The sequence below is a fragment of the Bacillus sp. FSL H8-0545 genome (assembly GCF_038006105.1).
In the GTDB taxonomy this organism is placed as follows: domain Bacteria; phylum Bacillota; class Bacilli; order Bacillales; family Bacillaceae_G; genus Bacillus_A; species Bacillus_A cereus_U.
Window position 1 is genome coordinate 448,495 of sequence record NZ_JBBOUO010000001.1, and the last position, 20,567, is coordinate 469,061.

Consider the following 20,567-nt stretch of genomic DNA (forward strand, 5'->3'; position numbering starts at 1 on the left):
GGTTGGTACGTATTTTGCATGAATAGTAGTTGAGATCTCTAAATTTAAAGAGTAGGGGGATTAGGAATCTTTATAGGTTATGCAACGTTTCAGTGCCAATTAATAAGAGGGAGGAATTTATAAAGTGAAGACGGTTATAGAAGGCGTGTATAGTCCTTGTTACGGGAAAGTAGAGAAATTATTTGTTACTGAAAGTTCTTACGTATATGAGTGGGAGAAATTAGCGTTAATTGAAACAATAGATAAGCAGCAAGTGGAAATTAAAGTGGGAATCAGTGGTTATATCGAATCCTTAGAAGTGGTAGAAGGACAAGCTATCGCTGATCAAAAACTATTAATAACAGTGAGAGATGACCTTTTAATAACGGGTAGTGATTAATAGTAGTAATATGTATTTTGCACTTTTTAATAATAATTTTTACTATGAAGGGTTTTAAAAACGCTTACATTAAAAGGGTTTGCTAAGTGAAAAGGGGGGATTTATATGATGGATCAAAACCAGGGATTAAAAAGGGAATTGAAAAGTCGGCACATATTTATGATTGCACTCGGGGGAGTTATTGGTACAGGACTTTTTTTAGGATCGGGTTATACAATTCATGAAGCTGGACCTGGAGGGGCAATTGTAGCGTATCTTGTCGGTGGGTTTGTTATGTATTTAACGATGCTCTGTCTAGGAGAGTTAGCGGTTGCGATGCCTGACGCAGGATCTTATCAAACGTATGCTACAAAGCACATTTCCCCTGCAGCGGGTTATGTAGTGGGATGGATGTCGTGGCTAAACTGGTCTGCTACGATAGGTATTGAATTAATTGCAGTTAGTATTTTGATGAAACGATGGTTTCCTGATGTACCGTCATGGATTTGGTGTGTAGCGTTTGCAGTGTTGCTCTTTGCTATTAATGCATTATCTTCAAGAAGTTTTGCGGAAGTTGAATTTTGGTTTGCAAGTATTAAAGTAATTACAATCATTGCATTTATTATTTTGGGCGGGGCGGCAATGTTTGGTTTTCTAGATATGAAAGGAAATGAAGCAGCACCAATGTTTTCTAGCTTTACTGATTATGGTGGATTATTCCCAAATGGATTATCGGCTATTTTAATTACGATGATTGCAGTTAATTTTTCCTTCCAAGGAACAGAACTAGTTGGTATTGCAGCTGGTGAGAGTGAAAATCCAGAGAAAACGATCCCGAAGGCAATTAATAATACAGTTTGGCGCATACTTATTTTCTTTGTACTATCTATTTTTATTCTTGCGGGACTATTTCCTTGGCAGCAAGCAGGCGTGATAGAAAGTCCATTCGTAGTTGTATTTGATAAAATTGGTATTCCTTATGCGGCTGATATTATAAATTTCGTTATTATTACAGCTGTACTATCAGTTGCGAATTCAGGATTATATGCAACTTCCCGTATGCTATGGTCGATGTCGAATCAAGGAATGATTAGCCCGATTTTTGGTAAATTATCTAAAAACGGTGTTCCTATTTATGCATTGATTGTAAGTACGTTTGTAGGGTGTCTCTCATTACTATCAGGTATTTATGCGGAAGATACAGTTTATTTATGGCTTCTTTCAATTGCAGGGTTCGGAGCGATATTAGTTTGGGCATCTATTGCTTTATCTAACCTATTAGCTAGAAGGACATACTTAAAGCAGGGCGGAGATATTAAGGATTTGAAATTTAAAACACCACTGTATCCATTTGTTCCAATTCTTGCGTTAGTATTAAATTTAACTGTAATTGTTGGCATGGCTTTTATTCCGGAACAAAGAATGGCATTGTATTGTGGTATTCCATTTATGATTATTTGCTTACTGTTTTACCGTGCTACAAGAAATAAGGGAAGTAAAGTAGAACATATTGAAAAGACAAATACAACAGAAGTAGAAAGTTTACCCCGAATTAACGGGCAGTAAAACTCTCACCTCAAAATTCGGCTGGAGCAAAGAAGTTAGGTGGGAGATCAACTGCCCGTAAACGCCCGATTGGTGAAGGCTAATAATTAGTGGGGGATGAACACCCCCCACTAATTATAGTTTCACTTTATAATATTGATTAATTTGGAGACTGTAAGATTGTAAACAGTCTCTTTTTTTGTGAAAATAAAGCTGGAAACATACTACGTATGCAAAGGGGAATTAGCAATGAATCAAGAAGTTTCACAGCTATTAAAACAAATTGATTTACGAAAAGACGAGCTACTAGAACTTACAAAAGCTTTAATTCGCTTTGAAACACCAGCACCACCAGCAAGAAATACAAATGAGGCGCAAGAATTTGTGGCAGAGTTTCTAAAAAAACGAAATTTTAGTATTGATAAATGGGATGTATATCCGAATGATCCGAATGTTGTTGGAGTGAAAAAAGGGACAGCAAGTGAGTCACATAAAACTCTCATTATTAATGGGCATATAGATGTTGCAGAAGTATCAAAGGACGAGCCGTGGGAAACAAATCCGTTTGAGCCGTTTATAACAGATGGTTGGTTAGTTGGGAGAGGCGCGGCAGATATGAAAGGCGGACTAGCTGGAGCCTTATTTGCTATTCAGCTTTTAGAAGAAGCGGGGATTGAATTACCTGGGGATTTAATTTTTCAATCGGTAATTGGCGAAGAAGTAGGAGAAGCAGGGACACTTCAATGTTGTAAGCGTGGTTATGATGCTGATTTTGCAGTAGTAGTGGATACGAGTGATTTACATATGCAAGGACAGGGCGGCGTAATTACTGGATGGATTACTGTGAAAAGCCCGCAAACGTTTCATGATGCAACACGTAGACAAATGATCCATGCTGGAGGACGTCTATTTGGAGCGAGTGCGATTGAGAAAATGATGAAAATTGTGCAAAGCTTACAAGAATTAGAGCGTCATTGGGCAGTCATGAAAACATATGAAGGCTATCCATCTGGAACAACTACAATTAATCCAGCTGTTATTGAAGGAGGACGTCATGCGGCATTTATTGCGGATGAGTGCCGATTGTGGATAACCGTACATTTTTATCCAAATGAAACGCATGAAAAAATAATAGAAGAAATAGAAGAGTATTTAGGAAAAGTGGCAGCAGCAGATCCATGGTTAAGCGAGAACCCACCACAATTTAAGTGGGGCGGAGAATCAATGATTGTGGATCGTGGCGAAATTTTTCCTTCTTTAGAAGTAGATAGCGGACATGTTGCTGTAAAAACTCTAAGTTCAGTACATGAATCTATTTTATCTAAAAATGCAATTTTAGATATGTCAGCAACGGTAACTGATGGCGGTTGGTTTAGTGAGTTCCACATTCCAGCGATTATTTATGGACCAGGCACACTAGAAGAAGCACACTCTGTAAATGAGAAAGTTGAAGTGGAGCAGTTAATTGAATTTACAAAAGTAATTACTGCTTTTATATATGAATGGTGTCATACGAGAAAATAAGAAAATAGTTTGATTTTTGAATCGTGCGAGTGAGTATGCTTGTACGATTTTTTTGTAACTATTTCAGAGGTGGATAAATTCAATATCTGAAATAGCTTGTTATGCTGTTTATGTTCTTCGTTTGACTTCAATTAATTTCTCTTTAGCTAATTCAACGGCAATGGCATCATCTAAATAGCCAATTGGAAAAAGATAATCGGGGATAATGTCTGTTGATAAAATGAAATATAGTAAGGCACCCCCAATAATTGCACGTTCTTCGTTTGAAATGGTTTCTGTACAAAATTGTTGGTACATACTTGTTAATTGTTCAATGAAAGGGCCGGCACTATCAATTTGTTCTAGTTTACTTTTGAAACTCTCGTGAATACGTTTTTCGCCTTCAGTAGTTTGAGCATAGCGCTCGTAATTTTCAAGTTCTTGTTTCACACGAGTTGTTGTGTACTCGAAGTCGAATAGGTTAGAGGATTGTAATGTTTGCTGAATTGTATCGAGAGATGTGTACATATCTGCTTTTTCCTTATTTATGTGTGGAGAGTCAGGATACATTTCATCAAGTAATAATTGCGGTGGAACTTGTAGACATTTTGCGAATTTTTGTAAATGATTTTGCTTCGGTTGTTGTTTGCCATTAATTATTCTTGAAATTGTTGCAGGATCAATATTTGTCAGTGTTCCTAGTTGGCGCATAGATAGAGCACGCTCCTTTAACAGTTTCTTTATTAATTTACCGAGCCGCTCATTTGGATTTTCCTTGGGCATAATGTAGGCACTCCTTTTCTAGTGTTTATCGTTGAAAAAATGTTGAGCATTTATTACAAGTATATGAAACAGACAGGCACAGTTGCTCAACATTTTCATAATATGCATTGAAAAGTGAGAAAGGGGTGACTGTACGATGAGTACAGCGGGTTTATTTTCAATTTTTTTAATCGGGATTGCGTCTAATTTAGATAATGCAGGTGTTGGGATTGCATATGGCATTCGTAAAATTCGAATTTCGTGGTTCAACAATTTTATCATCGCATTTTTTGGATTTTCATTTACTTTACTAGCTGGATTTTTTGGGAATTGGATCGCATTATTTATTTCAGAGTTCACAGCAAACCTTATTGGAGCAATTGTTTTAGGAATAATTGGGTTGTTTATTTTATGTCAGCCTTTCTTGAGTCAACAAGATACCCTAGGATCTAAAGATGGTAGTGTACTTATGGGGATTTTACGTGATCCAGAAAAAGCAGATTTTGATGGTTCTAAAACAATTAGTTTTTCTGAAGCAATTGTTTTAGGGGTTGCATTATCCATAAATAATATTGCAGGTGGATTTGATGCTGGAGTAATAAATTTAAATCTTTGGCTTACGGCATGTATTTCTGGGATTTTTAGTTTTATTTGTATTAGCGGTTTTACGTATGTGGGTAAAAGATTTTTAGCTGAATACTTAGGGAAATGGGCAACTATAATTGCAGGTGTGTTATTAATTCTTATTGGAATTGATCAATTGTTGTAAGAAGGATAGAGAAAACAGTATTCGAGTATTTCCTTGGAAATACACTAAGAAATTGCATATATCGACGTGAAATCTTTTCACGGTAATGAAAATTTGTAAGTATTATCCAATGTTTGTGCAAAAGGTTTAAAAAAATAAAAGCACCTGTATAGGTGCTTTTTAGCGTATATCTTCAATTAGTTGTGCACATTCATCATCATGCATACTGTACTCACTTAAAACTTGAATACAAAGCCATTTCAGCTCTTCAATACTATGCTCAAGTTCTTCGGGAAGTACATGGTAAATGTCTTCAAGTCCCATTCCGAAATGAATAAGTTCTAGTACTTGATCATCGATGTTCCGATCCATTAATAGTTCAAGCACTTCTAAATTGAATATGTATCGGTGAGCTTCATCGAGTGAAACAACTTTTAGTTTCAAACTTTCTACAATACTCAATATGAAAAGAAGAATTGTTTTTTCGAGAACAGGTTGTTTCTCCATTTGAAATATGAGTTTCATCTTTTACACCTCCACATACAGCGCTAGGTTGTACTATATTATTCAGGAGGGGGGAGCAAATATGCATAATAAAGAGAACTTTTATTACTGTTTTTTTGAATTGTGTTGAAGCCTAGTAGAACGGGTTTTTTTGTGAAATAAAAAATCCTGCCAATATAGCAGGATAACTTCTAAATTAAAACATACTCCAACCTTCTTGGGCAGAAAGTAATTCAAGAATTTTAAAACCAGCGATACTATTTCCGTTTGCATCTAAAGCCGGTCCGAAAATACCGATTCCCATTTCGCCTTTTACGCAGCCGAAAATGCCGCCCGCGACACCACTTTTTGCAGGGATTCCAACACGAATTGCAAATTCACCAGATTCATTATACATCCCGCAAGTAACCATAAATGTTTTACAAATTTTCGTAATATGTTTAGGGATGATCTGTTTCTTTTTATATGGATCATATCCATCCATTGCAAAAATTAAGCCAATACGTGCTAAATCGATACAGTTTACTTCAACTGCACATTGACGAGTGTATAAATCCATAAGTTCTTCAATATCACAATCGATAATTCCGTTTTGTTTCATATAGTAACAAAGTGAACGGTTTAAGTAAGCAGTCTCTAATTCTGAATTAGCAACTGTAGAAGAATAATTAATAGTAGGATTATCTGTTATTTCACGTACAAAATGAAGAATATGCTCCATTTTCTCTTCGTTATCTTTTCCTGCTAACATGCTTGTAATAGCTAGTGCTCCTGCATTAATCATTGGATTAAGAGGTTTGGAAGGACTTGTCGTTTCTAACTTAATAATAGAATTGAAAGGGTCACCGGTTGGCTCCATTCCAACTTTAGAAAATACATATTCTTCACCACGATCTAAAAGGGCAAGTGCAAGTGTAATTACTTTGGAAATACTTTGAAGAGTAAATAGTGTTTGTGAGTTGCCAGCATGGACATATTCTTTCTCTTTATGGAAAATGGCAATACCTAAATCATCTGGATTTGCATTGCCTAGTTCGGGGATATAAGTAGCAAGCTTTCCTTTTTTCGTATATGGTGTTACTTGTTCTAACAACTGTTGTAAGTTGTTTGTTTTAATGCACTGCATAGTACCAACGCTCCTATTTCGAATTAACTTAGTTTACTTTTCCCGATATGCTCGGAAATAAATAATAACATGAAAAAGTGGAATGATAAAACGAAAGTTATCTGTGCTATAATTAGTTTTTTTGCCTGTATATTTTGTATTCAATAAGGAGAATTTTCCTTTTATATAACAGTTTGGAAATAGAAAACTTATCCATAAAAAGTTCGGAAATAAAAACTACACATCTATACAACTATATGTTATTATGGTTATGTAATAGAAAGCGTTTTCTAAAGCGTACTTATAATGATAACGATTTCATAAATTTGATAGGGGGAATTAAAATGTTGCAGTTTTTACAACGTATTGGTAAAGCGTTAATGCTTCCAATCGCAGTATTACCAGCAGCAGGATTATTGCTTCGTTTAGGGCAACCAGATGTATTTAATATTCCTGTTATGGCACAGGCCGGCGCAGCGGTTTTTGATAATTTAGCACTTATTTTTGCAATTGGTATTGCAATAGGTCTTTCAGTTGATGGTAGTGGTGCAGCAGGTCTTGCAGGTGCAATTGGTTATCTTGTTATGAAAAACAGTATTGATGCACTTAGTAAGGGATATTCTACTGCAGAATTACAAGATAAATTAGGTAAAGTCCAAGATTTAATAGGCAATAGCGCGAATGTAGATCCATCTAAGCTTGCAGATACAATGACACAAGTATCTAAGGCAGCCGAATTATCGACTAAAGTGGATATGAAAGTTTTAGGTGGTATTATTGTCGGTGTTATAGCAGGGTTCCTTTATAATAAATTCCATAAAATTAAACTTCCAGAATGGTTAGGTTTCTTTGCTGGAAAACGTTTCGTTCCGATTGTTACATCGGTTGTGATGCTAATATTAGGAATTCTATTCGCACAAATTTGGCCGGCAATTCAAAATGGTATTGATGCACTGGCTCATGGAATTGTTAATTTAGGTGCAGTTGGTTCAGGTCTATTTGGTTTATTAAACCGTCTATTAATCCCAATTGGTTTACACCATGTAATGAACACATACTTCTGGTTCGTATTTGGTGACTTTACAAATGCAGCAGGTAATGTTGTAAATGGTGATATCGCTCGCTTCCTTGCAGGGGATAAAACAGCAGGTATGTTTATGACTGGTTTCTTCCCAGTTATGATGTTCGGTTTACCAGCAGCTTGTTTCGCAATGATTGCAGCTGCTAAACCAGAAAAACGTAAAATGGTTACAGGGATGTTAGGTGGTCTAGCATTAACTTCATTCTTAACTGGTATTACAGAACCTATTGAATTCTCATTCATGTTCTTATCACCATTATTATATGGTATTCATGCCGTGTTAACAGGTATTTCTTTATTCGTAACAACATCACTTGGCATTCACGATGGTTTCACATTTAGTGCCGGTGCAATTGATTACTTCTTAAACTTTGGTATTGCAACAAAACCAGTGTTACTAGCTGGAATCGGTTTAATTTACGCAGCAATTTACTTTGTAGTATTCTACTTCTTAATTAAGAAGTTCGACTTAAAAACTCCTGGTCGTGAAGATGATGATGATGAGTTAGTTGAAGATGGAGACGCACCAGTTGCAGGTTCAATTGGTGAAACTTATGTAGCTGCTTTAGGTGGAAAAGACAATTTAACAGTTATTGATAACTGTGCAACGCGTCTACGCTTACAAGTGAAAGATGCAGGTTTAGTAAATGAGCCGGCATTAAAACGCGCAGGTGCAAAAGGTGTTATGAAATTAAGTAATACAAGTGTACAAGTTATCGTAGGCACAAACGTTGAATCTGTTGCCGATGATATGAAAAAACACGTGTAAATAGTTAGATAAGAGGATATCCAAAAAGATTGATAACAACAGTCTTTTACAGGATATCCTCTTTTTTTGTTAATTTTTTAAAGGGAATCTTACTTTTATAAATTTTCTTTTTCTTTTTTGAACATATAGGTTGGTAATATGTTCGGTGCGTGATACAGTAGTGATGACATAAAATGGAGTGTCCATAATCTGCGAAAATGATTTGAAATAAGTCTTGTGTAGATGAATTAAATTATCGGTAAATAAGGGGAAAAAGGTAATCATGGATCAGGAAAAAAATACTGTTAATGGGAAAGCAAATCGGTCGATTGTATACATAAAAAGAACAATCATTCTAGCCCTACTACTGTCACTTGTATATTTCATGTATACAAAAATTGTTGCGCATAATAAAAAAGAGGAAACTTTAAAAGCAGCAGCAGAAATGAAGAAGCAAGAAGAGATAAAAAAGAAAGAAGAAATGAAAAGGCAAGAAGCTGAAAAACAAAGAAAACAAAAAGAACAGGAAGAACAGGAAGAACAGATAAAACAGGCGCAAGTTATAGAGAAACCTGCTGAAGGACCGCCTCAAGAAATTAATGAAAACGCTCAATTGGATCAATATTTACAAAACGCAGGATTTAGTGGAACAGCTGTTATTGTGAAGAACGGAAAAGTTCTTTTGAATAAAGGATACGGTATGGCGAACAAAGAGAAGCAAGTACCGAATAATTCAGAAACGACCTTTTATATTGGCTCTATTTCAAAGGCATTTGTAGCGACTGCTATTATGCAATTAAAAGATCAAAATAAATTACAAGTAGAGGACACGGTTGCAAAATATATTCCAGATTTTCCTCAAGGTAATAGCATTCAGCTAAAACATTTATTAACACATACATCAGGGATTCCAGAATATGAGCAGGGAACAGAAGATATCTCTCATGAAGAGTTGATAAAACGGATAGGAAAGCAAAAGCGTGTTGGAAGTCCAGGAGAAAAATGGAAATATTCCGATTCGAACTATTCGATACTTGCCTACATCGCTGAGAAGGTAAGTGGACAACCGTTAGAAGAATACATTAAACAACATATTTTTGCGACAGCTGGTATGAAACATTCTGGTTTCGGTAAAGCGTTAGAGCAAACAAGGTTTCCGTCGACAGGTTATAAAATAGTAAATAACAATATGACAACACCTAATATTCCAAGTATGTCACAACTATATGGTTGTGGTGATATATATACGAGTGCACATGATTTATATTTATTTAATGAAGCACTCTTCTCTGGAAAGTTAATTTCAAAAGAGAGCTATGATCAAATGTTTACGGCCGTGAAAAAGGATTACGGATTTGGTTGGTATGTAGACCCAGGAAGTTATTCAAATCATGGTGTAATGCCAGGATGGAATTGCTTAAATGGATTTAGTAAAAACGGAAGTGTGTATGTCGTTTTATTATCTAACATTCAAAACAACATTAAATCGTTTGGTAAAGTGAATAACGACATTTATACAATGTTACGAAATATAGAAGTGTAAAAGACTGTCCTTTTGGATAGTCTTTTTTGCATTGAGGAAATATATGTGCGGTGCGATAATGAAATAAATGGAAAAGGGGGAGGTTTATGGGTATACATAAGCATCATGCACGCAATGCGAAACGAACTTTGTTTATAGCTATCATTGTATGGATTATCGTTGTAATTGGATTAGTTATGGAATATAAAAAAGGAACAATATTCACTTCAGATAAAAAAATCCTGAAATTAATAGGTATTTTGCTACCAGCGTTTGGATTACTAATATATAGTTTTATAGAAAAACGAAGAGCAAAAATGCTTAAACAGGACAATTGTAATATAGGGAGCTCTAGATTATTTGAACAACAAAAGTTCGTTGTTCGTAGAGAGGTAGGGGTATTTCAAGTAATAACGTACTTTGGATTAGATGGCAAGGCAGTAGGGTTTTTAAAAGAAGAGTATAATTCCGTTATTCAAAGTATATGGAAAGGTGCACTTTCTTTTCTTTTTAAGGGACTACATAAGCAACAATTTTATTTATATAATCAATCGGGAGAAAGATTGCTGCGTGTTCAAAAGAAGATGGGCGTGCGTAACTTCTATATATTTTATAGTATAAATGGAAAGAAAATTGGAGAGTTGAAACAAGTACTAAGTTTAACAAAATGGGAATGGATATTTTTAGAGATGAATGGTAAGGAAATTGGTAAAGTGACTGGGGACTTTTCAGCAACAATGCAGAAAATAGACTGGCAAGATGGAACACATATTGATGTGAAAGAAGATGGTATTCCGTTAGAAGCTGCAAAATATTTTTCGGCAAGTGGTGGATCCCTTGTTACAGCTTCTATATCCGAACAAGCAGAATTATCAAGAGCGGTATATTACGGCGTAGCTGCCATTGTGACAATTAAAAATTAAAGATTAAAGATTAGCAAAGAGATAGATGGGAAACCATCTATCTTTTTTATGCTCTGAAACAATTATTTCTTTTAGAAAATGTATGCCTTACCTATCACAAAAAAAGCCTGCTTTGTATAAATTAAGATGTATGGATGTAAAATTTTATACTTTAAAAATAATAGGAGGAGAAGCATATGTGTCTTTTCAGAAAATATTGGCATAAATTATCCCGACTGTTTAATAGACAATTAGGCTATTTTTTAGATGACAAGTTACTGCCTGCTGTGGAACGACTTTTATTTTCGCAAAACTTCGCGAGATTTATTCAAAGAAATTCTAAGCAAGCTACGGAAGAGTTTATAGAATCAAGTCAATTTCAATCTATTATTTGTAACATTTTAAAAGAATGCAATACATCACCTTTTAAAGAAATTGCAAAGCAATATTTAGGTAAAAATGTAGAAATTACTGTGACAGTTGGACAGTTAACAGGTGTTATTGTAGCAGTTGGTAACGATTTCTTAACGCTGCAAGAAGGAATAGGAACTGAAGTTTTATTACCATTTACAAGTATTATATCAATGAAAGAAGTGTAAGAAAGGAGACTTATATATGTTATTTACTGATGAATTGCGTAACCATGTTGGTGAATTAGTGCAAGTTGTGACAGCTGTTGAAATTGTTGCAGGTATTCTTTTATCTGTGACGGATGGGGCAGTAAGTGTTCGTACATCTCCTTCTTATGGACCACCTGAAGATGTACTTGTGCGTATTCCTATTATTGCTTATGTTCGCTTGGAAGGGTAAGAGTGATACAAGTATGAGAATATCAGTTGTTATTCCAGCGCATAATGAAGCAAGTACTTTATCACAAGTTTTAGTAGAAGTGGAAAAGTTGAAGCCGTATGAAATTATTGTAGTAGATAATGGATCGACAGATGGAACGAAGGAAGTCGCATTACAGCATAGTTGCCATGTAATTTATTATAAACATTCTTTTGGCAATGATGTAGGAAGGGCAATTGGAGCTAGGGAAGCAAAAGGCGAAATTGTATTGTTTTTAGATGGTGACATCGTTATTGAGAGTAAAGAGCTACAACGTTTCGTGAAAGGAATTCAGCAGGGGCATCAAATTGTTGTGAATAATTTAACATGGTCTGTTTATTTAAAGATGAGACCACACTATACGACAGTTGGGAAATTCATGTTGAATCGTTATTTGAATAAAAAAGAGCTTGTTGTTGGTTCTTTAATCGCAATTCCACATGCGATGAATCGGGATGTTATTGAGAATCTTGGGTGGTGGAATTTAGCAGATCCCGCATTATTTCAAGCGATGGTGATGTCTAGAGGAGTAGATATTGCCGATATGGCTTCGGTCGATGTAATTCACACGAATAAGGTTCGTCCTGTGCATACGGGTACATCACCTGGTTCTCCTTATCCGAAAGCGACTAGTCGTATTATGGGTGATCATTTGCGTGCTTTGCAATACGTAATCGAAACATATGGTAAACGCGGCGGTTTTTCGGAGGGAAACAGGGATAGAGAGTTTATAGGGAAGTATAAACCAGTTTTATTACAAAAGGAAAAAGCGAAATACAGTGCGATTATACCAGTATCAGAAGAAAAAATGACTATAAGATCTGTTATACAAGAAGTGAAAAAAGCAGGTATAGATGAAATTATAGTTGTTGCGAATGGAGCGGATGCGGAGACAATTAAACAAGCAAAACTAGAGAATGTTATTGTAGTTGAATTCGCGAAGGCACTTGGACATAATGTAGCTCGAGCGATAGGGGCTATGCATGCTACGGCAGATATTTGTTTATTTGTTGATGGTGATTTTGCTATTCCGGCAAAAAAGCTAATTCCATTTTTGCATGCTATTGAAGACGGAAATGATGTGGCGTTAAATGATTTGCAATGTTTGTTAGATATGTTTCACCCGGCAGATCCAATTAGTATGGGGAAATATTTCGTGAATTTGGTAGCGAAACGACCAGATTTATGGAACAACTCATTAACGGCAGTGCCACATGCTATGCATAAAAAAGTAATAGAGAAGATTGGATACGAGGCCCTCGTTATTCCACCGTTAGCTCAAATGAAAGCTATTTTAGCTGATTTTTCTATAAGCGCAATAGATTTTGTTGATGTTATAAAACCGAACCGTATACGTCCAGAACAACACGGGTTTGTAAACGGACGAATTCCTGCATTTGATCGTATTTTCGGAGATCAGCTTGAGGCGATTGCTTATTTATTACAGCATACGAATGAGCGCGGGAGTTTTACGGATGGAGAAAGGGATAGAGATATAATACTACAATTGAGAAGGGAAGAAGAGAATATAGATGAATGCTAGTAGTAAAGTAACCATTATTGGATTAGGATATGTTGGCCTTCCTTTAGCGGTCCTTTTTGCAGAAAGAGGACATGCTGTACTTGGATTAGATAAGGATACTAGGAAAATAGAATCAATTATAAAAGGAGAAAGTTATATTCCTGATGTGTCTTCTAAAGTATTACAAGGCTTAATAAACGAAAGAAAATTAATAGTGAATACACCAGATAAGGGTGTTGCGGATTTTAAGCATAGCGATTATGTCATTGTGACCGTGCCAACCCCAATTAATGAGCAGAAAGAACCAGATTTAAGTGCCCTCATTTCAGCCTCTTATTATATACAACAAAACCTTCAAAAAGGACAAACCTTCATTTTTGAAAGCTCCACATATCCAGGTACACTGGAGGAAGTTATCATTCCGATTATTTCTCAAACAGGTAAAAAGGTAGGAGAAGATTATTATATTGGCTATTCACCAGAGCGAATTGACCCAGCAAATAGTCAGTATTCAGTCGAAACAATTCCAAAAGTTATTAGTGGACAAACCGAGCAGTGTAAACAAAAAGTACAGGATTTGTATAGCACTATATTTGATGTAGTTGTTCCCGTTAGCTCCCCGAAAGTAGCAGAGATGTGTAAGCTATTTGAAAATATTCAGCGCTTAGTTAATATTTCATTAGTAAATGAGTTAAATATACTTTGTGAAAGTTTGAATATTAATTTTTATGAGGCACTTGAAGCAGCATCTACAAAACCGTTTGGATTTACTCCGTATTGGCCAGGACCAGGAATAGGGGGACATTGTATTCCGGTAGACCCTTTATATTTCCAATGGAGAATAAAAAAGAGTGGAGCAATTAGTCAATTAATTGAGGCGGCACATGTAATTAATGAAGAAATGCCAGAGAAAATAATTGGGAAAGTAAAAGGTACGGTGCAATCACCCGCAACGGTTTTAATTGTAGGGATTGCGTATAAGAAAGATGTAAATGATTTGAGAGAATCACCAGCGTTGCCAATTGTTCAATTATTAATAAAAGAAGGATACAAGATAGAATATCATGATCCGTATATTTCTACAGCGGAAATTGGAGATACACTATATCAATCTGTTCCATTAGATGAACAAAGAATTAAACAAGCAGATTGTATTTTAATTGTAACGGATCACTCTAGTATCGATTGGAATCTTTTTAAAGGGATTGAGCGATTAATAGATACACGTGGAATCGTAAAGAAGGTGAGTGTATGAGTAAAAAATGTTTAATTACAGGTGGAGCAGGATTTATTGGTTCGCATTTAGCTGAAGAGTTGGTGAAAAGAGGTTATGAAGTTACTATTGTTGATAACTTCTATAAAGGAAAAAATAAATATCATAATGAGTTAATGAAAGAGCTCCGGGTTATTCCAATAAGCGTTTTAGATAAAAATTCAATTTATGAATTAGTAAATCAACATGATGTGGTGTTTCATTTAGCTGCAATTTTGGGAGTCAAAACTACAATGGAAAAAAGTGTAGAGCTTATTGAAACAAATTTCGATGGAACGAGAAATATTTTGCAAGCAGCATTAAAAGGGAAGAAGAAAGTAGTTTTCGCATCTACTTCGGAAGTATACGGAAAGGGAAAACCTCCATTCTCTGAAGAAGGAGATCGTTTATACGGTGCAACTTCCAAAATACGTTGGAGTTATGCAATTTGTAAAACGTTAGAGGAAACATTGTGTTTAGGGTACGCATTAGAAGGCTTACCTGTAACGATTGTTCGTTATTTTAATATTTATGGTCCAAGAGCGAAAGATGGTCCGTACGCAGGAGTAATTCCACGATTTATTCGTGCGGCTTTGCAAGGTGACGATATTCTCGTGTATGGAGATGGGAAGCAGACACGTTGCTTTACGTATGTAAGTGATGCGGTCGAGGCAACGATTCGTGCAATGGATGAAAAGGTAAATGGTGAAATTATTAATATAGGTTCTGAGAATGAAAAAAATATAAGGGAAGTAGCGGAAGATATAAAAAAAATAACGAAGTCTGTTTCCAAAATTGTGCACGTTCCATTTGAGGAAGTATATCCACATGGATTTGAAGAAATTCCAAATCGAAAACCAGATGTAACGAAATTAAGAGAACTTGTTCAGTTTCAAGCGAAAGTAACGTGGGAACAAGGATTGAAAGAAACTATTAAGTGGTTTCGTGAAGAAAACAATGGCTAAGTCGTTATCAGTTATTATTCCCGTATGTAATGAAGTGGATACGATTTCAGACGTGGTTCAATCGGTAAAAGCACTAAACCCAGTAGAGATTATTGTAGTAGCAAATGGTTGTAATGATGGTACAGAAGCGATTGCTGAGAGCTTAGGATGTACAGTAATCCAGCATAAAGAGTCACTTGGTAACGATGTTGGACGCGCAGTTGGTGCAAAACATGCGATAGGTGATGTATTACTGTTTGTAGATGGTGATTTTGCTATTCGAACTTCACAATTGCAATTATTTCTTAATCCAATTTTATATGATCAGGCTGATGTAGTTTTAAATAATTTAGACGCATTATTTTTAAAGAAACAAAAACCACATTCTATTACAGTATGGCGCCAAATATTAAATGCAATGTTAGAGCGTGAAGAATTAAAAATTGATTCTTTACTATCTGTACCTCATGCGCTGACGAAGGAAGTTGTGCAAAATATTGGATACGAATGTTTTGTTAATCCTATTGTGGCTCATCTACGCCTAGCACAAAGTAAATGGAGAATTAGCCGTCATTGTGCGATTGATGTTATTACTCCGAATAAATTTCGCCCACTCGAGCATGCTGCATACGGCATGAATCTTGCTCATTCCGAAAAACGAATGATAGGCGATCATATAGAAGCTGTAGCAGAGAGGATATTAGGCAGTGATATGCGCGGGGGATATTGCGATGGAAATAGGAAAAGAGATAGTGTCTACCATACTCTAAATTTTGCAGACTTTTATCAAGGATGGGGCATTACATCTAATTTGTATAAAGGACAGCAATTATCGGTTATTATTCCTGTGCAAAATGAAGAGATGACGATTGGAAAGATTATAGAAGAGCTTCGCAAAATTGAACCATTGGAAATCATTGTTGTTGTAAATGGTTCGTCCGATAAAACGGCAACAATTGCAAAAGACAAGGGAGCAACAACAATTGTGTATAAAGAAGCACTTGGAAACGATGTGGGGCGTTCACTTGGAACTTATTTTGCAAAAGGAGAAATTGTTTTATTTATAGACGGTGATTTTGTTATCCCAGCTAGTGAGCTATATCCCTTTGCAAAAGCTATTGCAGATGGAACGGATGTCGCATTAAATGATTTAAATCATTATTTAGATTTGAGAGTACCACTTCATCTTGTAACAGCATTTAAATATGCATTAAATTTAGCTTGTGATAGAAAAGATTTAGGAGTAGGCTCTCTTATTGCGGTTCCTAATGCGTTTAGTCGTACTTGTTTGAAGGAAATAGGGTATAAATCATTATTGTCACCTTGTGTAGCACAAGTGAAAGCTGTACTTTCAGGTTTTGAAATCGCTTGTGTAAGTCGTATCGATGTTGATAAGATGAACCGTATTCGTCCCAGTGAACATTTCGCAAAAATAGGTCATCCTCCAGCTGTCCTTCGAATTATTGGTGATCATATAGAAGGATTAGAGCAATTAATTGCATTAACAAACAGTCGTGGTGGATTTTATGATGGAAATAGAAAAAGAGATGTTTTATAGTGGTAATAAAAAAAGTGTACAACGTATGTACACTTTTTTGCTCTGTTATAAAAACTATAACAGATTAGGAGATAAGAGTATTACAGCTCTACAATGGGTATCGTTCTTATATTACAAAATAGGACTCGTATATAAGGGTACCAAAAAAATACAATTAAAGAAAGGTTTAGTTATAAAGACTTTTACATGAAGTTAACACTACGGGTATAGTAGTTTGCTCAACATTTCACAAACATGTCACAACTATTTCGTCCACCTCCGAAAAAAAGTAGTATTCTAAGTGTGTAAGCTGTTATATAAAAAAACGCAGTCCTGTACTAATCAAAAATGGAGGAGATTAGGATGACTCAAGTATTAGAAAATGTAAAAAACGCGTGGGAAAACTTTAAAGGTGAAAAATGGAAAGCAGAGATTGATGTTCGCGATTTCATTTTAAATAATGTAAACGTTTACGAGGGAGAAGACTCTTTCTTAGCGGAAGCAACTGAAGCAACGAAAAAACTTTGGGATCAAGTAATGGATTTAACAACAAAGGAACGTGAAAACGGTGGCGTTCTTGATATGGATACAAAAATTGTTTCTTCTATTACATCACATGAACCAGGATATTTAAATAAAGATATTGAAAAAGTGGTCGGTTTCCAAACTGATAAACCATTTAAACGTTCTTTACAACCATATGGTGGTATTCGTATGGCGGAACAAGCTTGTGAAGCGTATGGATATGAAATGGATAAAGAACTTAGCAAGATTTTCAGAGACTGGCGTAAAACTCATAATCAAGGTGTATTTGATGCATACACACCAGAAATGAAAGCGGCTCGTAAATCAGGTGTTATTACTGGTCTTCCAGATGCATATGGACGTGGACGTATTATCGGTGACTATCGCCGCGTAGCGCTATATGGTATAGATCATTTAATTGAAGCGAAAAAAGCTGATTATAATTTAACTGGCGGTGTAATGAGCGAAGATACAATGCGTTTACGCGAAGAATTATCTGAGCAAATGCGTGCACTTCAAGAGTTAAAACAGATGGCTGCTTCTCATGGATTCGATATTTCTAAGCCAGCTACAAATGCACAAGAGGCCTTCCAATGGTTATACTTTGCTTATCTTGCAGCAATTAAAGAGCAAAACGGGGCAGCAATGAGCCTTGGACGTACCTCTACATTCTTAGATGTTTACATTGAAAGAGATTTAGCAAATGGTACTTTAACAGAAGAAAAAGCACAAGAAATTGTTGATCATTTCATTATGAAATTACGTCTTGTGAAATTTGCAAGAACGCCTGATTACAATGAACTATTCTCTGGAGATCCAACTTGGGTAACTGAATCTATCGGTGGTATGGCGTTAGACGGCCGTCCGTTAGTAACAAAAAACTCATTCCGTTTCTTGCATACATTAGATAATTTAGGACCAGCACCAGAACCAAACTTAACAGTTCTTTGGTCTAAACAATTACCGCAAAACTTTAAAAACTACTGTGCAAAAATGTCTATTAAAACATCAGCAATTCAATATGAAAATGATGACATTATGCGTTCTGACTACGGTGATGACTACGGTATTGCTTGTTGTGTATCAGCAATGAGAATTGGTAAACAAATGCAGTTCTTCGGAGCACGTGCAAACTTAGCGAAAGCATTACTATATGCGGTTAACGGTGGTAAAGATGAAAAGTCAAAAGCACAAGTTGGTCCTGAATACGCACCAATTACTTCTGAAGTATTAGATTATGAAGAAGTTATGCGTAAATTCGATATGACAATGGAATGGTTAGCTGGTCTATACTTAAATACATTAAATGTAATTCACTATATGCACGATAAATATAGCTATGAACGTATTGAAATGGCACTTCATGATACAAATGTTCTTCGTACAATGGCAACAGGTATCGCTGGATTATCTGTAGTAGCAGACTCTTTAAGTGCAATTAAATACGCAAAAGTAAAACCAATTCGTGATGAAAATGGTATTGCAGTTGATTTCGAAATTGAGGGAGATTTCCCTAAATACGGTAACAATGATGATCGTGTAGATGAAATCGCAGTAAATCTTGTGAAAACATTTATGAACAAGATTCGTAAACATAAAACATACCGTAATTCTGTTCATACAATGTCAATCTTAACAATCACATCTAACGTTGTATACGGTAAGAAAACTGGTAACACTCCAGATGGACGTCGTACTGGAGAACCATTTGCACCGGGCGCAAACCCAATGCATGGCCGTGATACAAAAGGTGCATTAGCGTCATTATTATCTGTAGCTAAATTACCATATGAAGATGCACAAGATGGTATTTCAAATACATTCTCTATTATTCCAAAAGCACTTGGTAAAGAAGATGATGTACAAGTACGCAACTTAGTATCTATGCTTGATGGATATGCAATAAAACAAGGACACCACTTAAATATTAACGTATTTAACCGTGAAACATTAATGGATGCAATGGAGCACCCTGAAAAATATCCACAATTAACAATTCGTGTATCTGGTTACGCTGTTAACTTTATTAAATTAACTCGTGAACAACAAATTGATGTAATTAACCGTACAATGCATGAAAGCATGTAAGTGAAAAAAGTGTCCCTCCGCTTTTAATATATAGCGGAGGGAGGCTGTTTCAATAAAGGAGGAAGTAACATGGTAAAAGGAAGAATACATTCTGTAGAGTCTTGCGGTACTGTTGATGGCCCAGGGATTCGTTATGTCATATTTACACAAGGGTGTTTATTACGTTGTCAATATTGTCATAATGCTGATACGTGGGAAATCGGTAAAGGTAAAGAAATAACAGTTGAAGAAGTGATGCAGGATGTGACATGTTACCTTCCATTTATTGAAGCTTCTGGAGGCGGTATAACAGTTAGCGGTGGAGAGCCACTATTACAGCTAGACTTCTTAATTGAGTTGTTTAAAAAGTGCAAAGAAGCTGGTATCCATACAACAATCGATTCTTCGGGCGGTTGTTATTCTGAAGAACCAGAATTCCAAAATAAGCTAGATATTTTAATGGATTATACAGATTTAGTTTTATTAGATTTGAAGCATATTGATTCAAAGAAACATCGTAAATTAACAGGGAAACCAAATGAACACATTTTACAATTTGCTCGTTATTTATCGGATAGAAAGAAACTAATTTGGGTAAGACATGTATTGGTTCCCGGTGTTACCGATGGTGAAGAGGATCTGCAAAAATTATCAAACTTTATTCAAAGTCTATCTAATGTTAAGAAAGTGGAAGTGTTACCATATCATAAACTCGGTGTTTATAAATGGGAGGCACTTGGACATAAGTATCCACTTGCGGATGTGAATCCACCGACAGAAGAAAATGTTGAGCATGCAAAACATATTTTAAAAGCAGTCTAATCCAAATATTGGATTAGGCTTTTTGTTTCTTTACCCCGCTATTTGTGGGAGCCCTGCTGCCCGTAAACCCCCACTGATTATTAGCCTTCACTTTATAATAAAATCTAGAGTATATATTTAGAAAAGAGTATACTGAAGAGAGAATATCCATATTTTTGTAAAGGATAGGCGGAGAAATTTACATAATTGTAAAGGGAAAACAAAATAGTAAAAAGAATTAAGAAGTAAAAGAGTGAGTATCATGAAATATAGAACATTTGTAAGTTATTGCGAAAGCCCTTATAGGAAAGTA

General features: G+C 35.6%; 19 protein-coding genes. 16 read left to right on the forward strand and 3 right to left on the reverse strand.

All coding sequences use genetic code 11. The annotated features are described in order from the left end of the window. Window positions 1–124: 124 nt before the first annotated feature. The 3 genes from MHI07_RS02340 (at window position 125) to MHI07_RS02350 (ending at window position 3,427) form a co-directional block, all read left to right on the forward strand. Complete coding sequence (locus tag MHI07_RS02340; protein ID WP_002010281.1) at window positions 125–379, forward strand: biotin/lipoyl-containing protein; 255 nt, start codon at window positions 125–127, stop codon at window positions 377–379. 105 nt (window positions 380–484) lie between these two features. Continuing rightward, entirely contained in the window at window positions 485–1,924 is a 1,440-nt protein-coding gene (locus MHI07_RS02345) for an amino acid permease (RefSeq protein WP_340821745.1), read from the forward strand. Window positions 1,925–2,104: 180 nt separating this feature from the next. Then, window positions 2,105–3,427, forward strand: coding sequence for an acetylornithine deacetylase (locus MHI07_RS02350; RefSeq protein WP_340821748.1), 1,323 nt, complete (start codon window positions 2,105–2,107; stop codon window positions 3,425–3,427). A gap of 108 nt (window positions 3,428–3,535) precedes the next feature. Here MHI07_RS02350 and MHI07_RS02355 read toward each other — a convergent pair whose 3' ends face one another. Further along, window positions 3,536–4,189: a helix-turn-helix domain-containing protein gene (locus MHI07_RS02355; protein ID WP_002159397.1), complete on the reverse strand. Its 654-nt coding sequence runs from the start codon at window positions 4,187–4,189 to the stop codon at window positions 3,536–3,538. Between the two features lie 136 nt (window positions 4,190–4,325). Between MHI07_RS02355 and MHI07_RS02360 the strand changes: the two genes are divergently transcribed. Further along, window positions 4,326–4,937, forward strand: coding sequence for a manganese efflux pump (locus MHI07_RS02360; protein ID WP_340821751.1), 612 nt, complete (start codon window positions 4,326–4,328; stop codon window positions 4,935–4,937). A 159-nt stretch (window positions 4,938–5,096) separates the two neighbouring features. Here the strand turns inward: MHI07_RS02360 and MHI07_RS02365 are convergent, their stop codons facing one another. Both MHI07_RS02365 and glsA read right to left on the reverse strand, forming a co-directional pair. Continuing rightward, window positions 5,097–5,441 carry a DUF3969 family protein gene (locus MHI07_RS02365; RefSeq protein WP_002091149.1) on the reverse strand — a complete coding sequence of 115 codons (345 nt, stop codon included), beginning with the start codon at window positions 5,439–5,441 and terminating at the stop codon, window positions 5,097–5,099. Window positions 5,442–5,616: 175 nt separating this feature from the next. Continuing rightward, a complete protein-coding gene (gene glsA, locus MHI07_RS02370; RefSeq protein WP_002159394.1) occupies window positions 5,617–6,546 on the reverse strand; it encodes a glutaminase A in 930 nt (309 codons plus the stop codon). Window positions 6,547–6,869: 323 nt separating this feature from the next. Between glsA and nagE the strand changes: the two genes are divergently transcribed. The 12 genes from nagE (at window position 6,870) to pflA (ending at window position 20,275) form a co-directional block, all read left to right on the forward strand. Next, window positions 6,870–8,375 carry an N-acetylglucosamine-specific PTS transporter subunit IIBC gene (gene nagE, locus MHI07_RS02375; protein WP_002159393.1) on the forward strand — a complete coding sequence of 502 codons (1,506 nt, stop codon included), beginning with the start codon at window positions 6,870–6,872 and terminating at the stop codon, window positions 8,373–8,375. A gap of 262 nt (window positions 8,376–8,637) precedes the next feature. Then, the gene (locus MHI07_RS02380; RefSeq protein ID WP_340821754.1) at window positions 8,638–9,897 is read left to right on the forward strand and encodes a serine hydrolase domain-containing protein; all 1,260 of its coding nucleotides are present in this window, start codon (window positions 8,638–8,640) and stop codon (window positions 9,895–9,897) included. Window positions 9,898–9,983: 86 nt separating this feature from the next. Continuing rightward, window positions 9,984–10,799: a sugar ABC transporter ATP-binding protein gene (locus tag MHI07_RS02385; RefSeq protein ID WP_340821757.1), complete on the forward strand. Its 816-nt coding sequence runs from the start codon at window positions 9,984–9,986 to the stop codon at window positions 10,797–10,799. 176 nt (window positions 10,800–10,975) lie between these two features. Then, entirely contained in the window at window positions 10,976–11,377 is a 402-nt protein-coding gene (locus tag MHI07_RS02390; protein WP_088077384.1) for a DUF2642 domain-containing protein, read from the forward strand. Between the two features lie 16 nt (window positions 11,378–11,393). Continuing rightward, window positions 11,394–11,588 (forward strand): hypothetical protein, encoded by a 195-nt coding sequence (locus MHI07_RS02395; protein WP_002029614.1) that lies wholly within the window; start codon window positions 11,394–11,396, stop codon window positions 11,586–11,588. A 13-nt stretch (window positions 11,589–11,601) separates the two neighbouring features. Beyond that, window positions 11,602–13,149, forward strand: a complete 1,548-nt coding sequence (locus tag MHI07_RS02400) for a glycosyltransferase family 2 protein (RefSeq protein WP_340821761.1) — start codon at window positions 11,602–11,604, stop codon at window positions 13,147–13,149. Next, the gene (locus tag MHI07_RS02405) at window positions 13,139–14,383 is read left to right on the forward strand and encodes a nucleotide sugar dehydrogenase (protein ID WP_340821762.1); all 1,245 of its coding nucleotides are present in this window, start codon (window positions 13,139–13,141) and stop codon (window positions 14,381–14,383) included. The genes MHI07_RS02400 and MHI07_RS02405 overlap by 11 nt, the downstream gene beginning before the upstream one ends. Then, window positions 14,380–15,345, forward strand: coding sequence for an NAD-dependent epimerase/dehydratase family protein (locus MHI07_RS02410; protein WP_340821764.1), 966 nt, complete (start codon window positions 14,380–14,382; stop codon window positions 15,343–15,345). Before MHI07_RS02405 ends, MHI07_RS02410 begins: the two co-directional genes overlap by 4 nt. Then, the gene (locus MHI07_RS02415) at window positions 15,338–16,882 is read left to right on the forward strand and encodes a glycosyltransferase family 2 protein (RefSeq protein ID WP_340826862.1); all 1,545 of its coding nucleotides are present in this window, start codon (window positions 15,338–15,340) and stop codon (window positions 16,880–16,882) included. The genes MHI07_RS02410 and MHI07_RS02415 overlap by 8 nt, the downstream gene beginning before the upstream one ends. Next, window positions 16,851–17,072, forward strand: coding sequence for a hypothetical protein (locus tag MHI07_RS02420; RefSeq protein WP_002159385.1), 222 nt, complete (start codon window positions 16,851–16,853; stop codon window positions 17,070–17,072). The genes MHI07_RS02415 and MHI07_RS02420 overlap by 32 nt, the downstream gene beginning before the upstream one ends. 152 nt (window positions 17,073–17,224) lie before the next feature. Further along, window positions 17,225–19,474 carry a formate C-acetyltransferase gene (pflB, locus tag MHI07_RS02425; RefSeq protein ID WP_002113820.1) on the forward strand — a complete coding sequence of 750 codons (2,250 nt, stop codon included), beginning with the start codon at window positions 17,225–17,227 and terminating at the stop codon, window positions 19,472–19,474. A gap of 69 nt (window positions 19,475–19,543) precedes the next feature. Further along, a complete protein-coding gene (gene pflA, locus MHI07_RS02430) occupies window positions 19,544–20,275 on the forward strand; it encodes a pyruvate formate-lyase-activating protein (RefSeq protein ID WP_002159384.1) in 732 nt (243 codons plus the stop codon). The last annotated feature ends 292 nt before the right edge of the window (window positions 20,276–20,567 follow it).

Excerpts from the sequence above, each read along its gene's own strand:
- MHI07_RS02345 (WP_340821745.1), top strand. The coding sequence starts at position 485 with ATGATGGATCAAAACCAGGGATTAAAAAGGGAATTGAAAAGTCGGCAC.
- MHI07_RS02355 (WP_002159397.1), bottom strand. The coding sequence starts at position 4,189 with ATGCCCAAGGAAAATCCAAATGAGCGGCTCGGTAAATTAATAAAGAAA.
- MHI07_RS02360 (WP_340821751.1), top strand. The coding sequence starts at position 4,326 with ATGAGTACAGCGGGTTTATTTTCAATTTTTTTAATCGGGATTGCGTCT.
- MHI07_RS02365 (WP_002091149.1), bottom strand. The coding sequence starts at position 5,441 with ATGAAACTCATATTTCAAATGGAGAAACAACCTGTTCTCGAAAAAACA.
- glsA (WP_002159394.1), bottom strand. The coding sequence starts at position 6,546 with ATGCAGTGCATTAAAACAAACAACTTACAACAGTTGTTAGAACAAGTA.
- nagE (WP_002159393.1), top strand. The coding sequence starts at position 6,870 with ATGTTGCAGTTTTTACAACGTATTGGTAAAGCGTTAATGCTTCCAATC.
- MHI07_RS02380 (WP_340821754.1), top strand. The coding sequence starts at position 8,638 with ATGGATCAGGAAAAAAATACTGTTAATGGGAAAGCAAATCGGTCGATT.
- MHI07_RS02385 (WP_340821757.1), top strand. The coding sequence starts at position 9,984 with ATGGGTATACATAAGCATCATGCACGCAATGCGAAACGAACTTTGTTT.
- MHI07_RS02390 (WP_088077384.1), top strand. The coding sequence starts at position 10,976 with ATGTGTCTTTTCAGAAAATATTGGCATAAATTATCCCGACTGTTTAAT.
- MHI07_RS02395 (WP_002029614.1), top strand. The coding sequence starts at position 11,394 with ATGTTATTTACTGATGAATTGCGTAACCATGTTGGTGAATTAGTGCAA.
- MHI07_RS02400 (WP_340821761.1), top strand. The coding sequence starts at position 11,602 with ATGAGAATATCAGTTGTTATTCCAGCGCATAATGAAGCAAGTACTTTA.
- MHI07_RS02405 (WP_340821762.1), top strand. The coding sequence starts at position 13,139 with ATGAATGCTAGTAGTAAAGTAACCATTATTGGATTAGGATATGTTGGC.
- MHI07_RS02410 (WP_340821764.1), top strand. The coding sequence starts at position 14,380 with ATGAGTAAAAAATGTTTAATTACAGGTGGAGCAGGATTTATTGGTTCG.
- MHI07_RS02415 (WP_340826862.1), top strand. The coding sequence starts at position 15,338 with ATGGCTAAGTCGTTATCAGTTATTATTCCCGTATGTAATGAAGTGGAT.
- MHI07_RS02420 (WP_002159385.1), top strand. The coding sequence starts at position 16,851 with ATGATGGAAATAGAAAAAGAGATGTTTTATAGTGGTAATAAAAAAAGT.
- pflB (WP_002113820.1), top strand. The coding sequence starts at position 17,225 with ATGACTCAAGTATTAGAAAATGTAAAAAACGCGTGGGAAAACTTTAAA.
- pflA (WP_002159384.1), top strand. The coding sequence starts at position 19,544 with ATGGTAAAAGGAAGAATACATTCTGTAGAGTCTTGCGGTACTGTTGAT.